At 68.1% G+C, this 13706-nt stretch carries 12 protein-coding genes; 7 read left to right on the forward strand and 5 right to left on the reverse strand.

The features are described 5' to 3' along the window. Positions 1-12 precede the first annotated feature (12 nt). The 4 genes from WJ16_RS12170 to WJ16_RS12185 form a co-directional block, all read right to left on the reverse strand. Positions 13-489 (reverse strand): DNA-deoxyinosine glycosylase, encoded by a 477-nt coding sequence (locus WJ16_RS12170; protein WP_069257267.1) that lies wholly within the window; start codon positions 487-489, stop codon positions 13-15. After that, positions 489-1085: a chorismate--pyruvate lyase family protein gene (locus WJ16_RS12175; RefSeq protein ID WP_069258042.1), complete on the reverse strand. Its 597-nt coding sequence runs from the start codon at positions 1083-1085 to the stop codon at positions 489-491. The genes WJ16_RS12170 and WJ16_RS12175 overlap by 1 nt, the downstream gene beginning before the upstream one ends. 8 nt (positions 1086-1093) lie before the next feature. After that, on the reverse strand, positions 1094-2992 hold the full coding sequence (htpG, locus tag WJ16_RS12180; protein ID WP_069257268.1) for a molecular chaperone HtpG: 1899 nt from the start codon (positions 2990-2992) through the stop codon (positions 1094-1096). A gap of 154 nt (positions 2993-3146) precedes the next feature. Continuing rightward, positions 3147-4607 carry an aminotransferase-like domain-containing protein gene (locus WJ16_RS12185; protein ID WP_069257269.1) on the reverse strand — a complete coding sequence of 487 codons (1461 nt, stop codon included), beginning with the start codon at positions 4605-4607 and terminating at the stop codon, positions 3147-3149. A gap of 241 nt (positions 4608-4848) precedes the next feature. Here WJ16_RS12185 and WJ16_RS12190 point away from each other — a divergent pair, with 241 nt between their 5' ends. The 7 genes from WJ16_RS12190 (at position 4849) to WJ16_RS12220 (ending at position 13193) form a co-directional block, all read left to right on the forward strand. Beyond that, entirely contained in the window at positions 4849-5541 is a 693-nt protein-coding gene (locus WJ16_RS12190) for a VOC family protein (protein WP_069257270.1), read from the forward strand. Positions 5542-5596: 55 nt separating this feature from the next. After that, positions 5597-6505: a DMT family transporter gene (locus tag WJ16_RS12195; protein ID WP_069257271.1), complete on the forward strand. Its 909-nt coding sequence runs from the start codon at positions 5597-5599 to the stop codon at positions 6503-6505. A gap of 152 nt (positions 6506-6657) precedes the next feature. Then, positions 6658-7839, forward strand: a complete 1182-nt coding sequence (locus WJ16_RS12200) for an aminotransferase-like domain-containing protein (protein ID WP_069257272.1) — start codon at positions 6658-6660, stop codon at positions 7837-7839. A 42-nt stretch (positions 7840-7881) separates the two neighbouring features. Beyond that, positions 7882-8340: a RidA family protein gene (locus WJ16_RS12205; protein ID WP_034208050.1), complete on the forward strand. Its 459-nt coding sequence runs from the start codon at positions 7882-7884 to the stop codon at positions 8338-8340. Between the two features lie 13 nt (positions 8341-8353). Beyond that, on the forward strand, positions 8354-9235 hold the full coding sequence (locus tag WJ16_RS12210) for a PhzF family phenazine biosynthesis protein (protein WP_069257273.1): 882 nt from the start codon (positions 8354-8356) through the stop codon (positions 9233-9235). A 219-nt stretch (positions 9236-9454) separates the two neighbouring features. Next, complete coding sequence (locus WJ16_RS12215; protein WP_069257274.1) at positions 9455-11794, forward strand: bifunctional diguanylate cyclase/phosphodiesterase; 2340 nt, start codon at positions 9455-9457, stop codon at positions 11792-11794. Between the two features lie 190 nt (positions 11795-11984). After that, positions 11985-13193 (forward strand): chromate transporter, encoded by a 1209-nt coding sequence (locus WJ16_RS12220; RefSeq protein WP_069257275.1) that lies wholly within the window; start codon positions 11985-11987, stop codon positions 13191-13193. A 66-nt stretch (positions 13194-13259) separates the two neighbouring features. Here the strand turns inward: WJ16_RS12220 and WJ16_RS12225 are convergent, their stop codons facing one another. After that, positions 13260-13706, reverse strand: coding sequence for a multidrug/biocide efflux PACE transporter (locus WJ16_RS12225; RefSeq protein ID WP_069258043.1), 447 nt, complete (start codon positions 13704-13706; stop codon positions 13260-13262).

The following is a 13706-nucleotide window of genomic DNA, read 5'->3' on the forward strand; positions in this document are numbered from 1 at the left end:
GTGCGTGACGGCTCAAAGGACGATTCGACGCCACTGCTCGAGCTTCTGCTCGAACGACAGCATCGCATTCGCCGGGCTCGACGAAGGCAGCACGAGCGTCTCGTACCCGGCTTGGCCGATCACGTCGGCAAAGCGCCCCGCCGTCTTGCCGTTGAAACACACGCGCCTGAGCAATGGCGCATGCTCGCGCAGCGAGTCGAAATCGTTCGGCTTCGCATTGCGGATCGCAGAATCGAGGCTGCCCTGGCGATGGCACGCATCAAGTACGTCCCAGATGCCGATGCCGTGCGTCAACACGCGCTCGAGACGCGCGTCATAAGCCAGCTCGTGCAGCCCGGGCTCGCCCAGCACCGCCCCCAGCAACCGCCAGAACTGGTTGCGCGGATGCGCGTAATACTGCGCGGCGTCGAGCGACGCTTCGCCCGGAAAGCTGCCGAGGATCATCGTGTGCGTATTCGGCCCGACGACCGGCGGAAAGCCCTGCAGCATCAGTTGCCCTCGCTCGGCCCGCCTGAGCGCGGCCCGTCGCCATGCGCATCGAGATGACGCCACAGCGCCGGCAGCATGCACTCGGTGACCATCAACGGCTTGCCGTGACGCTGGAACACCGAACGCCGCGCGACGAACGCGTGCGGTGCGCGCGCCCCGCCAAGCGCATGCGACGCAAGCGCATACAACGGATGGCCGGCGATCACGCGCCGGCTGACGAGCGCCGAACGCTCGACCTGCGGATCGCTGTACAGCAGCTCCGCCAGCGGCCGCGTGCGCAGCCGCCGCATCGCCTGCCACACGCCCTTGCTGGCCGCGAGCGGCGCGATGCTGTGCGCGGCGACGTACGGCGTACCGTCGACCGACAGGATCACCTCGCGCACCCACATCGGCGCGCGCGGCGAACTGGCGAGCGCGTCCGGCTCGTCGAACCACGGGGAGTCGACGGCCTCGCGCGTCACGCGCACGTTCACGCGGCCGAGCCGTGCGAGGTGCGCGGTCAGCGATCCGCCGCGCGTCAGCCAGTCGCGCTGGTCGAGCGTGCAGCCAGGCCGCGGCGTCTCGCGCCAGCCGGCCCGAGCGCCGTCGAATCGCATGCGTGCGTTCACGCGGCGCGCGACAGCAGCAGCGCGTTGGTCCGCTTCACGAAGCTCGCCGGATCGTCGAGCATGCCGCCTTCGGCCAAGAGCGCCTGATCGAACAGCAGATGGCACCAGTCGCCGAAATCGGCGCTGTCGGCGTTCAACTGCTTCACGAGCGCATGCTCGGGGTTGATCTCGAGGATCGGCTGCATCGCCGGCGCGTTCTGGCCGGCCGCCTTCAGCATCCGCTGCAGGTAGCCGCTCATGTCGTTGTCGTCCGCGACGAGGCACGACGGCGAATCGGTCAGGCGGAACGTGACGCGCACTTCCTTCACCTTGTCGCCGAGCGCTTCCTTCATCTTCTCGACGACCGGCTTGATCGCCTCGCCCGCCTGCTCCTGCGCCTTCTTCTCCTCGTCGTTCAGCTCGCCGAGATCGAGGTCGCCGCGGGCCACGCTCGCGAGCGGCTTGCCGTCGAATTCGTGGAGGAACGACAGCATCCATTCGTCGACGCGATCGGTCAGCAGCAGCACCTCGACGCCCTTCTTGCGGAACACTTCGAGATGCGGGCTGTTCTTCGCGGCCTGCCACGTGTCGGCCGTCACGTAGTAGATCTTGCTCTGCTCGGGCTTCATGCGCGACACGTAGTCGGCGAGCGACACCTCCTGCGCGTCGGTGTCGCCGTGCGTCGACGCGAAGCGCAGCAGCTTCGCGATGCGCTCGCGGTTCGCGTGATCTTCACCGACGCCTTCCTTCAGCACCTGGCCGAACGCGCTCCAGAACGTCTTGTACTTCTCCTTGCCTGCATCGTCTTCCGCGTTCGCGAGCTCTTCGAGCATCGACAGCGCGCGCTTGGTCACGCCTTCGCGGATCGCCTTCACGTCGCGGCTCTCCTGCAGGATCTCGCGCGACACGTTCAACGGCAGATCCGCCGAATCGACGACGCCCTTCACGAAACGCAGGTATTGCGGCAGCAGTTGCTCGGCGTCGTCCATGATGAACACGCGCTTCACGTACAGCTTCAGGCCGCCGCGGTAGTCGCGGTTCCACAGGTCGAACGGCGCGTGCGACGGCACGTACAGCAGTTGCGTGTACTCGCTGCGGCCCTCGACGCGGTTGTGCGTCCACGTGAGCGGATCCTGGTGGTCGTGCGCGATGTGCTGGTAGAACTGCGTGTACTGCTCGTCGGTGATGTCGCCCTTCGAACGCGTCCACAGCGCGCTCGCCTGGTTGACGGTCTCGTCCTCGTCCTTCAGGACCATCTCGCCCTTTTCCTGATCCCATTCTTCCTTCTGCATCAGGATCGGCAGCGCGATGTGGTCGGAATACTTCTGGATGATCGACTTCAGGCGGTGCGACGACAGCAGCTCGTCCTCGCCTTCGCGCAGGTGCAGCGTGATCGTCGTGCCGCGCTGTGCGCGCTCGATCGCGTCGATCGTGAAATCGCCCTCGCCCGCGCTTTCCCAGCGCACGGCTTCGCTCGCCGGCAGGCCCGCGCGGCGCGTCTCGACGGTGATCTTGTCCGCGACGATGAAGCCCGAGTAGAAGCCGACGCCGAACTGGCCGATCAGTGCCGCATCCTTCTGCTGGTCGCCGGACAGCTTCGTGAAGAATTCCTTGGTGCCCGAACGCGCGATCGTGCCGAGGTTCGCGATCGCTTCGTCGCGGCTCATGCCGATGCCGTTGTCGTCGATCGTGATCGTGCGCGCGGCCTTGTCGTAGCCGATGCGGATGCGCAGGTTCGGATCGTTCTCGTACAGCGCGTTGTCCGCGAGCCCTTCGAAACGCAGCTTGTCGGCCGCGTCGGACGCGTTCGACACCAGTTCGCGCAGGAAAATTTCCTTGTTGCTGTAGAGCGAATGGATCATCAGGTGGAGGAGTTGCTTGACCTCTGCCTGAAAGCTCATCGTTTCATGTGCCATGGATGCTGTTTCCTCTTACTTGAACTTGGATGTTGTGGCGCAGACGGTCGGCGCGCGATGCCGCGAGGCCCGCGAACGGCCGACCGCCCGGTGCCGGCGGTTCGCGCGCCTATCTGGGGGTGGCGCGTGCGATTTCAAGAGCCGGCGCGCCGCGTCACGACGCGCGCCGCACGGCCGAGTCGATATAGCGTGCGAGAAACCCCTGCAGCGCCGGATCACCACAGTTCGCGACGTTGAAGCGAGTCCACGTCGACGGCGACTGCTGCGGCGAAAACAGGCTGCCCGGCGTCAGCAGAAAACCCGCCTCGTGCGCGGCGGCCGCGAGCGCGTCCGAATCGACGCCCGTGTCGGCCCACAGGAACATCCCGGCCGCCGGCATCGTGAAGAGCCGAAGCCCCGTGCGCTCGAGCATCCGCGCGGTCTTGTCGCGCACGCCGTCGAGGCGCGCGCGCAGCCGCTCCACGTGGCGCCGGTAGTGCCCTTCGGTCAGGATCTTGTAAAGCACGCGCTCGTTGAGCTCGGGCGTCGTCATCCCGACCAGCATCTTCTGGTCGGTGAGGGCCTTCGCGATCTCCGGCGCGCACGCGACGTAGCCGACCCTCAGGTTCGCCGCGAGCGTCTTCGAATAGCTGCCGAGATAGATCACGCGCTTCAACTGGTCGAGGCTCGCGAGGCGCGTGGCCGGGTAGCTCGGCGGGCACAGGTCGCCGTACACGTCGTCCTCGACGACGAGGAAGTCGTACGCCTCCGCGAGCTTCAGGATCCGGAACGCCTGCGCGGCCGACAGCGACGTGCCGGTCGGGTTCTGCAGCACCGAATTGATCACGAGCATCTTCGGCCGCCACATCTGCACGAGCGTCTCGAGTGCATCGAGATCGGGGCCGTCCGGCGTGTACGGCATCCCGACGAGTTGCGCGCCCTGCGCCGCGAAGCGGCCGAACATCTGGAACCAGGCCGGATCGCCGACGATCACCGCATCGCCCGGCTTCACGTAGATCCGCGCGATCAGGTCGATCGCCTGCGTGATCCCCGACACCATCACGACCTGTTCGGGCTTCGCGCCGATCTCGACTTCGGCGAGGCGCGTCTGCAGTTGCTGGCGCAGCGGCAGGAAGCCCTGCGCGGTGCCGAAGCCGAGCATCTGCGCGCCGGACTGGCGCCCGAGCGCACGCAGCGCGCCGGTGATCAGTTCGCCGTCGAGCCAGCGGCCCGGCAGATAACCGAGACCCGGCCCCTTTTCCGGGCTGACCGTGTGCAGCATGTTGCGCAGCAGCCAGACGACGTCGATCGTGTTGTGCACCGGCGCGGCCTCGGCCACGCGCGCGATGCCGTCGGCCGGCTGCGGGCCGGCGGCCGTGCGCTCGCGTACGTAGAAGCCCGAGCCGCGCCGCGAATCGAGATAGCCCTGCGCGACGAGCCGCTCGTACGCCTCGACGACGGTGAAGCGCGATACGCTCTTGTCGAGCGCGAGCTTGCGGATCGACGGCATCCGCATGCCGGGCCGGAACACGCGTTCGTCGATGCGTCGCCGCGCCCACTGGACGAGCTGGTCGACGAGCGTGAGCGTGGCCGTGTCGTGCGGCGCGGGAATCTGGGCGAGTGGGACGGTGGACATGGGCGGGGGCTCCAACTGTACCGAAGGCTATCGCGCCGATTGTACCGTTACTGTGCCGGTAGCGACGATTACAGTTGACCGAAATGGCGAGCGTGCGGCCGCCGTTCGGCCCCGCCGCACGTGGCGCCGCGCCTGCCGGCCTGCATCGCAGCCTGCTTCGTGGGCGGTACGCCGGCCGGTCCGGCCGCCGCCCGGCGCCGCGCCTGCCCACCGTGACACTTTCGCTTCCCGACCGACGTTCATGCCAGCCCGTTCCCTGACACTCGACCATCTCGTGATCGCCGCGCGCACGCTCGACGAAGGCGTCCGCCATGTCGCCGACGCACTCGGCATCGAACCGGCCGGCGGCGGCCGCCACCCGCTGATGCGCACCCACAATGCGCTGTTCGGCGCATGGGGCGGGCTGTACCTCGAAGTGATCGCGATCGATCCCGACGCACCGGCGCCGAACGATGGCGCCGAGCCGCCGCGCGCGCGGCTGTTCGCGCTCGACGATCCGGCCATGCACGCGCGGCTCGCCCAAGGGCCGTTTCTCGCGCACTGGGTCGCGCGGGTCGACCGCCCGCGCCAGCTCGCGCTGTGGCAGCGCCAGTACCCGGCCCGCATTCCGCCGGTCGTCGCGATGCGGCGCGGCGATTTCGGCTGGGGCCTCACGGTGCCCGACGACGGCGCGTTCCCCGCGTGGCAGGGTGCCGGCGACGGCCTCCTGCCGTCGCTGATCCAGTGGGACAGCGCACGCCACCCGGCCGAATCGCTGCCGGGCGACGGCGTCGCGCTGAAGGCGCTCAAAGGCGCCCATCCGCGCGCGGATGCGATCCGCGAGCAGCTCGACTGGCTCGGCGCCGCCCATCTGCTCGACCTCGAAGCCACCGACGGCCCGCCGGCACTGGTCGCCGAATTCGACACGGCGCACGGTGCCCGCACGCTGCGCTGAACGCCCCGCCGCCTTACCGCTTTCAACCATCCCGCAATACGGAGACACCCACGACATGAATTCGCGCGAAACCCGGGGCATGCTGCTCGGCCTCATCGGCGTGATGATTTTCAGCCTCACGCTGCCGATGACGCGTATCGTCGTCTCCGAACTCAATCCGCTGCTCAACGGGCTCGGCCGCGCACTCGCCGCCGCGGTGCCGGCGGGCCTGCTGCTGTGGTGGCGCCGCGAGCCGCTGCCGACCCGTGCGCAACTGAAAAGCCTCGCGATCACGTCGGCCGGCGTAATCATCGCGTATCCGGTGTTTTCCGCGTGGGCGATGAAATCGGTACCGGCCTCGCACGGCGCGGTGGTCAACGGCCTCCAGCCGCTGTTCGTCGCGCTGTACGCGGCGTGGCTGTCGCACGAGCGGCCGTCGAAGGCGTTCTGGGCCAGCGCGGTGGCCGGCAGCGCGCTCGTGATCGCGTTCGCGCTGCGCGACGGCGGCGGCACCGTGCAGACCGGCGACGCGCTGATGCTCGTCGCGGTCGGCATCGGCGCGCTCGGCTATGCGGAAGGCGCGCGCCTCGCGCGCCAGATCGGCGGCTGGCAGGTGATCTGCTGGGCGCTCGTCGTGTCCGCGCCGTTCCTCGTGCTGCCGGTCGGCTGGCTCGCGTGGATGCAGCATGCCGCGCATCCGGGCCCGCTCGCGCTGCGCACGTGGCTCGCGTTCGGCTACGTGACCCTCTTTTCGCAATTCATCGGCTTTTTCGCGTGGTACGCGGGGCTCGCGATGGGCGGCATCGCGCGCGTCGGCCAGGTGCAGTTGCTGCAGATTTTCTTCACGATCGCCTTTTCCGCGCTGCTGTTCGGCGAAACCGTCACGTCGTCGACGTGGCTGTTCGCGGCCGCGGTGATCGCCACCGTGGTGCTCGGGCGCCGCTCGGCGGTCGCTACGGCCGCGCAACCGGCTCGCGCCGGCTGAACAGGTGCGCCATAATGGACGTTTTGCCTGATCGGTTTTGCCCACCCGGCCGCGAAGGCCCGATCGCGCTCGTGCCTGTCTACCCGGCAGCATCGAGGCGATTTGCCCGAACGACCTTTCTTGACTGACCACGATATCCGAACGAGGAGACTATGAATCCGAGCGACCTGCATCCGCCGCACTGGCAGCTTTCCGAACGCGCCCGCAAGCTGACGAGCTCTGCGATCCGCGAAATCCTGAAGGTCACGGAACGCCCCGAGGTCATCTCGTTCGCCGGCGGCCTGCCCGCCCCCGCGACGTTCCCGGCCGAACGCATGCGCGCCGCCGCCGACCGCGTGCTGCGCGACGCGCCGGCCGCCGCGCTCCAGTACAGCGCGACCGAAGGCTACCTGCCGCTGCGCGAATGGATCGCCGAACGCTACGGCGTGCGCGTGTCGCAGGTGCTGATCACGACCGGCTCGCAGCAGGCGCTCGACCTGCTCGGCAAGGCGCTCGTCGATCCGGGCAGCCCGATCCTCGTGGAAACCCCGACCTATCTCGGCGCGCTGCAGTCGTTCTCGCTGTACGAGCCGCGCTACGTGCAGGTGCCGACCGACGAGCAGGGCCTGCTGCCGGAAGGCCTCACCCCCGAACTCACGCAAGGCGCGCGCCTGCTGTACGCGCAGCCGAACTTCCAGAACCCGACGGGCCGCCGCCTGCCCGTCGAGCGCCGCCGCGCGCTCGCCGCGTTCGCGCAGTCGAGCCCGTTCCCGGTGCTGGAAGACGATCCGTACGGCGCGCTGAACTACCGCGGCGAACCGCTGCCGACGATGCTGTCGATGGCGCCCGATCACATCGTGCACCTCGGCACGTTCTCGAAGGTGCTCGCACCGGGCCTGCGGATCGGCTACATCATTGCGCCCGAGGAGCTCCACTTCAAGCTCGTGCAGGCCAAGCAGGCCACCGACCTGCACACGCCGACGCTCACGCAGCGCATCGCGCACGAAGTGATCAAGGACGGTTTCCTCGACGAGCACATCCCGACGATCCGCGAGCTGTACAGCGCGCAGTGCGACGCGATGCTCGCCGCGCTCGCGCGCCACATGCCGGAAGGCGTCACGTGGAATCGCCCGGAAGGCGGGATGTTCATCTGGGTCGACCTGCCCGCGCAGATCGACAGCATGAAGCTGCTCGCCGCGGCCGTCGACCAGCACGTCGCGTTCGTGCCGGGCGCGCCGTTCTTCGCGGACAACGCGCAGCAGAACACGCTGCGCCTGTCGTTCGTCACGGTGCCGCCCGAGAAGATCGAGGAAGGCGTCGCGCGCCTCGGCAAGCTGCTGCGCGAGCGCCTCTGATCCCCTTTTTCCTGTCACGACTCTCTACGAGGAATCGAATACATGGCTAACGTCTACGACAAACTGAAGTCGCTCGGCATCGAACTCCCGACCGCCGGCGCACCGGCCGCCGCCTACGTGATGAGCGCGCAGAGCGGCAACACCGTCTACCTGTCGGGCCACATCGCGAAGAAGGACGGCAAGGTCTGGGCCGGCAAGCTCGGCGCGGATCTGCAGACGGAAGACGGCAAGGCGGCCGCCCGCTCGATCGCGATCGACCTGCTCGCGACGCTGCACGCGCACACCGGCGATCTGAACAAGGTCACGCGCATCGTCAAGCTGATGAGCCTCGTCAACTCGACGCTCGACTTCACCGAACAGCACATCGTGACGAACGGCGCGTCGGAGCTGATCGCGGAAGTGTTCGGCGACGCCGGCAAGCACGCGCGCTCGGCGTTCGGCGTCGCGCAGATCCCGCTCGGCGCGTGCGTCGAGATCGAACTGATCGCCGAAGTTGCGTAACACGGGCACCGAAATGCCCGGCCGGCTCGTGCGCTTCAAGCAGGTCGACGTGTTCACGTCGGTGCCGTTCAAGGGCAACGCGCTCGCGGTGGTGTTCGACGCCGATTCGCTCGACGACGACGCGATGCTCGCGATCGCCCGCTGGACGAACCTGTCGGAAACGACGTTCGTCTGCACGCCCACCGATCCGGAAGCCGACTACCGCGTCCGGATCTTCACGACGGAGGGCGAACTGCCGTTCGCCGGCCATCCGACGCTGGGCACCGCGCATGCGTTCCTCGAAAGCGGTGCGCGGCCGCGCACGCCGGGCCGGCTGGTCCAGCAGTGCGGCGTCGGCCAGGTCGCGCTGCGCGAGCAGGCCGACGGCTGGGCGTTCGCCGCACCGCCGGCACGCGTCACGCCGCTCGACCGGTCGGACTACCCGGCGCTGGCTGCGGCGTTGCGCAGCGATGCGATCGACCTGGGCGCCGAGCCCTGCGCGGTCGACAACGGCGCGCCGTGGCTGGTCGTGCGGCTGACGTCGGCGGACGCCTGCATCGGCCTGTCGCCCGATCCGGTCGCGCTGGAAGCGCTCACGCGCCGCTACGGCGTGGACGGCCTCGCGGTCTACGCGCCGCACGCCGAAGGCGGCCCCGCGACGTTCGAAATCCGCTGCCTGATGACGGGCGGCACCTTCGGCGCCGGCGAGGATCCCGTCACCGGCAGCGCAAACGCCGCGCTGGCCGGGCTGCTGACGCGGCAGTCGCGCCGCCCCGGCCCGTCGTATACGGGCCGCCAGGGCACCGCGATCGGCCGCGACGGCCGCATCTTCGTGAACTATGACGAAGACGGCACCACGTGGATCGGCGGCCAGGTCGTCACGGTCGTCGACGGCACCTTCCTGTCACCCGCGTGACATTTTCGCGATGGGCGACGGCGCCGGCCCGTCCGGCGCCCCCTACGCTTCGCCCAGCTATCGCAAAAACGTTCCAGCCAGTAATATCGGGCCTAATCCGTTGTTTCGGAGGTCTGTCCATGGTTGCGTGTCCCGCGAACGAACAGACGTCGGGACAACCCCAACCATAGCCGGCCATCCCGACGGATGGCGCACGCGAGCAGGACGCCACCCTCTTCGATGAGCTCCGCCCGGTCCAACCACACGCCGCCGAACCGGCCGCTGCGCGCGCCGCGCAAATCGCGCCGGCGTGCGCTATTTGCGATCCCGCTGCTCGGGATGCTGGCGCTTGCGCTGCTGTGGGCCGTGATCATCGCGCGTCTGTCGGTGGAAAAGGACAGCGCGTACAAGGAGGCGGCGGCTTCCGCTGCGATCCTGTCGTCCGCGCTCGAGCAGCATACGGTCAAGGCGATCCACCAGGTCGACCAGATCACCCGCTTCGTCAAATTCGAATTCGAGAAGTCGCCCGCCCGCTTCAATCTCGCGAGCGCCGTCGAGAAAGGTGTCGTGCCGAGCGACACGCTGATCCAGGTGTCGCTCGTCAACGCGAAGGGCATCCTGTTCGCGAACACGGCCGAGCTGCACCCGCAGCCGATCAACCTGTCCGACCGCGAGCACTTCAAGGTCCACCTCGCGCACAACGACGATCGCCTGTTCATCAGCAAGCCGGTGCTCGGCCGCGTGTCGAGCCACTGGACGCTGCAGATGACGCGACGCCTGAACAACCCGGACGGCAGCTTCGCGGGCATCGTCGTCGTGTCGGAAGACCCGAGCTACTTCACGAACGATTTCTACAACAACGCGGCGATCGGCAAGGAAGGCGTGATCGCGGTCGTGTCCGATACGGGCGGCGTGCTCGCGCGGCGCACGGGTTCGGTCAGCAACGCGCCCGGCGCGTTTTCGGCATCGGGCGTCTACCCGATCGCCGAGCGCGTGACGGGCACGATCATCGATCCGATCGACGGCGTGACGCGCATCGTGTCGTACCGCCACCTCGACGGCTACCCGCTCGCGGTGATGGTCGGGCTATCGCAGACGGAAGAATTCGCGGACTACTACCACACGCGCAACGTCTACCTGCTGATGACGAGCTTCATCACGCTCGCGATGCTCGCGTTCTTCGGCGTCGCGACGGGCCTGATCGGCAAGCTGCTCGGCCGCGAGCGCGAAATGACGCAGCTCGCCGAATACGACCTGCTCACCGGCCTCGCGAACCGCTATGCGACGCTGCGCGGGCTGCGCAACGACGTGTCGATGCCGGCCAGCCTGTCGCGGCTCGGGCTACTGTTCATCGATCTCGACAACTTCAAGACCGTCAACGACACGCTCGGCCACAACGCCGGCGACATCGTGCTGCAGATGACCGCGTCGCGCCTGTCCGATGCGGTCGGCGACGAAGGCTCGCTCGCGCGCATTGGCGGCGACGAGTTCGTCGTCGTGATGAAGGGCGATGACGTCGAGCGGCGCGCGGTGCGGCTCGCCGAAGCGATCATCCGGATGTTCGGCGAACCGTTCGACGTGCGCGGCAGCTCGTTCGTGCTGCACGCGAGCATCGGCATCGCGCTGCACACCGTCGCGAACGAAAGCGAAATCGACCTGCTGAAGAAGGCCGATCTCGCGATGTACAGCGCGAAGGACGCCGGCAAGAACTGCTATCAGTTCTATGCGCCGCACCTGTCGCACCGCGCCGACCACCTGATGCGCTGGGAACAGCAACTGCGCGTCGCGCTCGCCGAGGGGCAGCTGTTCCTCGCGTACCAGCCGAAGATCGACCTCACGCATCGCCACATCACCGGCTTCGAGGCGCTCGCGCGCTGGGATCACCCCGAGCACGGGATCATCTCCGCGAACGAATTCATTTCGATCGCCGAATCGACCGGCCTGATCGTGCCGATCGGCGACTTCGTGATCCGCACCGCATGCGAGCAGATCGCGCGCTGGCGCGACGAGGGCCACGACACGCTGACGCTCGCGGTCAACATCTCTCCGGTGCAGTTCTGGCGCGGCGACCTGATCGAGACGATCTCGCGCACGCTGCAGGAAACCGGCATCGACGCGAACCGGCTCGAGATCGAGATCACCGAAACCGCGATGATGGAATATCCGGAGCTGGTGTCCGAGAAGATCGTCGCGCTGAAGAAGCTCGGCATCCGGATCGCCCTCGACGATTTCGGCACCGGCTATTCGTCGCTGTCGTACCTGCACCGCTTCTCCGTCGACACGCTGAAGGTCGACCGCTCGTTCGTGCAGGCGATCCCGAACGATCGCAGCGTCTGCGTGATGGTGTCGTCGATCGTGCATCTCGCCCGCTCGCTCGGCCTGACCGTCGTCGTCGAAGGCACGGAAACCGAGGAGCAGATCACGTGGCTGTCCGCGCTCGGCGACGTCGAGGCGCAGGGCTTCCTGTTCTCGCGCCCGGTGCCGGCCGACGCGATTCCCGCACTGATCGCGCGCTTCGGCGTGCGCGGCGACGCGCCGAACGTGATCGCGCACCGCGCGACCGGCAGCACCGGCGCGTGAGCGCAACGCGGCCGTGGCTGGCGCGGCGTGCATCGTTTCGTTTTCCGATCCGATTGTTTAGTTCATGAACTAGCGTTTTCGCGCATGGCAGTGTCACGATGCGCGGCGGACAATCGGGAGGGCCAACGTGCCGGCGGGCCGCCGGCGTGGCCACACGCGAGAGATCGGGCCCCGTGCCCCCACCACTAATATGACAACCGTCGAATTCGAAGCGCCCGCCGACGTCGAACGGGCGCGGGCTTCCCTGTGGCAGCTGTTCAAGGTCGTCGCCAGCATTTCGGCGGTCTCGTGGGGCGGGCTGTCGATGATGGCGCAGCTCGAGCGCCACTACGTGGAACGGCTGCGGCGCATCGAGCCTCACGTATTCGGCGACCTCGTCGCGCTTGCGTGGCTCGTGCCGGGCCCGGTCGGCTGCAACGTGGCCATCCAGGTCGGCCAGTTGCTGCACGGCCGCATCGGCGCCTGGGTCGCCGGCATCGCGAGCGTGCTGCCGTTCTCCCTGCTGATGACGCTGTTCGCGATCTTCTATCGCACGCCGTTCGTGCGCTCGCTGGCCGTGCCGATGCTGATCAATCACTTCGGGATGGTGCTCGCCGCACTGATCGGCGTCACGTGGGTCAAGCAGTTGCGCTCGCTCGCGCGCACGCGGCGCGAACAGCTGATCGCCGCGCTGTCGACGATTCTGCTCGGTTTCGCCCATAATCCGGCCGCTTTCGTCGGCATTCTGTTCGCGGCATTCGCGGCCGGCTGGCTGACGGGGCCGCCGCAACGCGACGCGGTCGACGTCACGCTGTCCACCCGCGACCGCAACCTGCTCGTGCTGCTCGGCGTGCTCGTCACGCTGTTCGCGGTCCCGCTGCCCGGCGATTACCAGGCGACGCTGCTGTGGCCGCGTCTCGCCGGCGCCGGCATGACGCTGTTCGGCGGCGGCTTTTCCGCGCTGCCGGTACTCAAGACGCTGTTCGTCACGCCGGCCACCGGCATCTCCGATCACGACTTCACGCTGGCGTTCGCGCTGTCGCCCGTCGCGCCGGGGCCGCTGCTGAACGTCGTGCCGTTTCTCGGCTACCTCACCGACGGCTGGGTCGGCGCGCTGCTCGCGACGGCCGCGCTGTTCATCCCGTCGGGGTGCCTCGTCGTGTTCGCGCAGAAGCACCTGTTCCGGCTCAAGCGCCATTCGCGCTTCGAGCACGGGATGCGCCTGCTGCGTGCGGCGACCACGGGGTTTCTCGTCGTCGCCGTGGTGAGGATCCTGCACCGCGAGCCGGTCGACCCCGTTTACTGGCTGACGGGCGCGTTCGCGACGCTGTGCTTCGCCCGCTTCAAGGTGCCCGTCTATGCGGTGTACGGCACGGTCGCGGTTGCGTGCGGCGTGTGGCTGTGGGCCGCCGCGCACTGACGGACGACGGCCGCCGCCCCGCCGGGCGCGGCCGGCATTCGCCCGTCTCGCCCGTCTCGCCCGCCCTCACCCTGCGTGCACCGCGACCCGGCGCGCGATCCAGCGCGCGCGCAGCGCGTCGTACGCGAGATTGAAGCAGAACGTGTAAGGCAGGAAGAACAGCACGATGCCGAGGTCGAGCAGCAGCGCCTCGACGAGACTCACGTTCAGCCACCACGCCGCAACCGGCACCACCATCGCGACGAGGCCGAGCTCGAACAGGACCGCATGTGCGATCCGCATGCCGAGCGTGCGCGTGCGCCCCGCACGGCGCTCGACGCGGTCGAACAGCGTGTTGAACGCCATGTTCCAGGCCATCGCGATCAGCGACACCATCACCGTCAGTACGCCGACGTGCGACACCGGCATGTCGAGCAGCCACGCGCCGATCGGCGCGCACAGCGCGATCGCGACCAGTTCGAACGTCAGCGCATGCAGCAGCCGTTCCGTCACCGTTTTATTGACCTGTTTCAT

The sequence above is a fragment of the Burkholderia metallica genome, from assembly GCF_001718555.1.
GTDB classification, from domain to species: domain Bacteria; phylum Pseudomonadota; class Gammaproteobacteria; order Burkholderiales; family Burkholderiaceae; genus Burkholderia; species Burkholderia metallica.

Excerpts from the sequence above, each read along its gene's own strand:
- WJ16_RS12170 (WP_069257267.1), bottom strand. The coding sequence starts at position 489 with ATGCTGCAGGGCTTTCCGCCGGTCGTCGGGCCGAATACGCACACGATG.
- WJ16_RS12175 (WP_069258042.1), bottom strand. The coding sequence starts at position 1,085 with ATGCGATTCGACGGCGCTCGGGCCGGCTGGCGCGAGACGCCGCGGCCT.
- htpG (WP_069257268.1), bottom strand. The coding sequence starts at position 2,992 with ATGGCACATGAAACGATGAGCTTTCAGGCAGAGGTCAAGCAACTCCTC.
- WJ16_RS12185 (WP_069257269.1), bottom strand. The coding sequence starts at position 4,607 with ATGTCCACCGTCCCACTCGCCCAGATTCCCGCGCCGCACGACACGGCC.
- WJ16_RS12190 (WP_069257270.1), top strand. The coding sequence starts at position 4,849 with ATGCCAGCCCGTTCCCTGACACTCGACCATCTCGTGATCGCCGCGCGC.
- WJ16_RS12195 (WP_069257271.1), top strand. The coding sequence starts at position 5,597 with ATGAATTCGCGCGAAACCCGGGGCATGCTGCTCGGCCTCATCGGCGTG.
- WJ16_RS12200 (WP_069257272.1), top strand. The coding sequence starts at position 6,658 with ATGAATCCGAGCGACCTGCATCCGCCGCACTGGCAGCTTTCCGAACGC.
- WJ16_RS12205 (WP_034208050.1), top strand. The coding sequence starts at position 7,882 with ATGGCTAACGTCTACGACAAACTGAAGTCGCTCGGCATCGAACTCCCG.
- WJ16_RS12210 (WP_069257273.1), top strand. The coding sequence starts at position 8,354 with ATGCCCGGCCGGCTCGTGCGCTTCAAGCAGGTCGACGTGTTCACGTCG.
- WJ16_RS12215 (WP_069257274.1), top strand. The coding sequence starts at position 9,455 with ATGAGCTCCGCCCGGTCCAACCACACGCCGCCGAACCGGCCGCTGCGC.
- WJ16_RS12220 (WP_069257275.1), top strand. The coding sequence starts at position 11,985 with ATGACAACCGTCGAATTCGAAGCGCCCGCCGACGTCGAACGGGCGCGG.
- WJ16_RS12225 (WP_069258043.1), bottom strand. The coding sequence starts at position 13,706 with ATGAAACAGGTCAATAAAACGGTGACGGAACGGCTGCTGCATGCGCTG.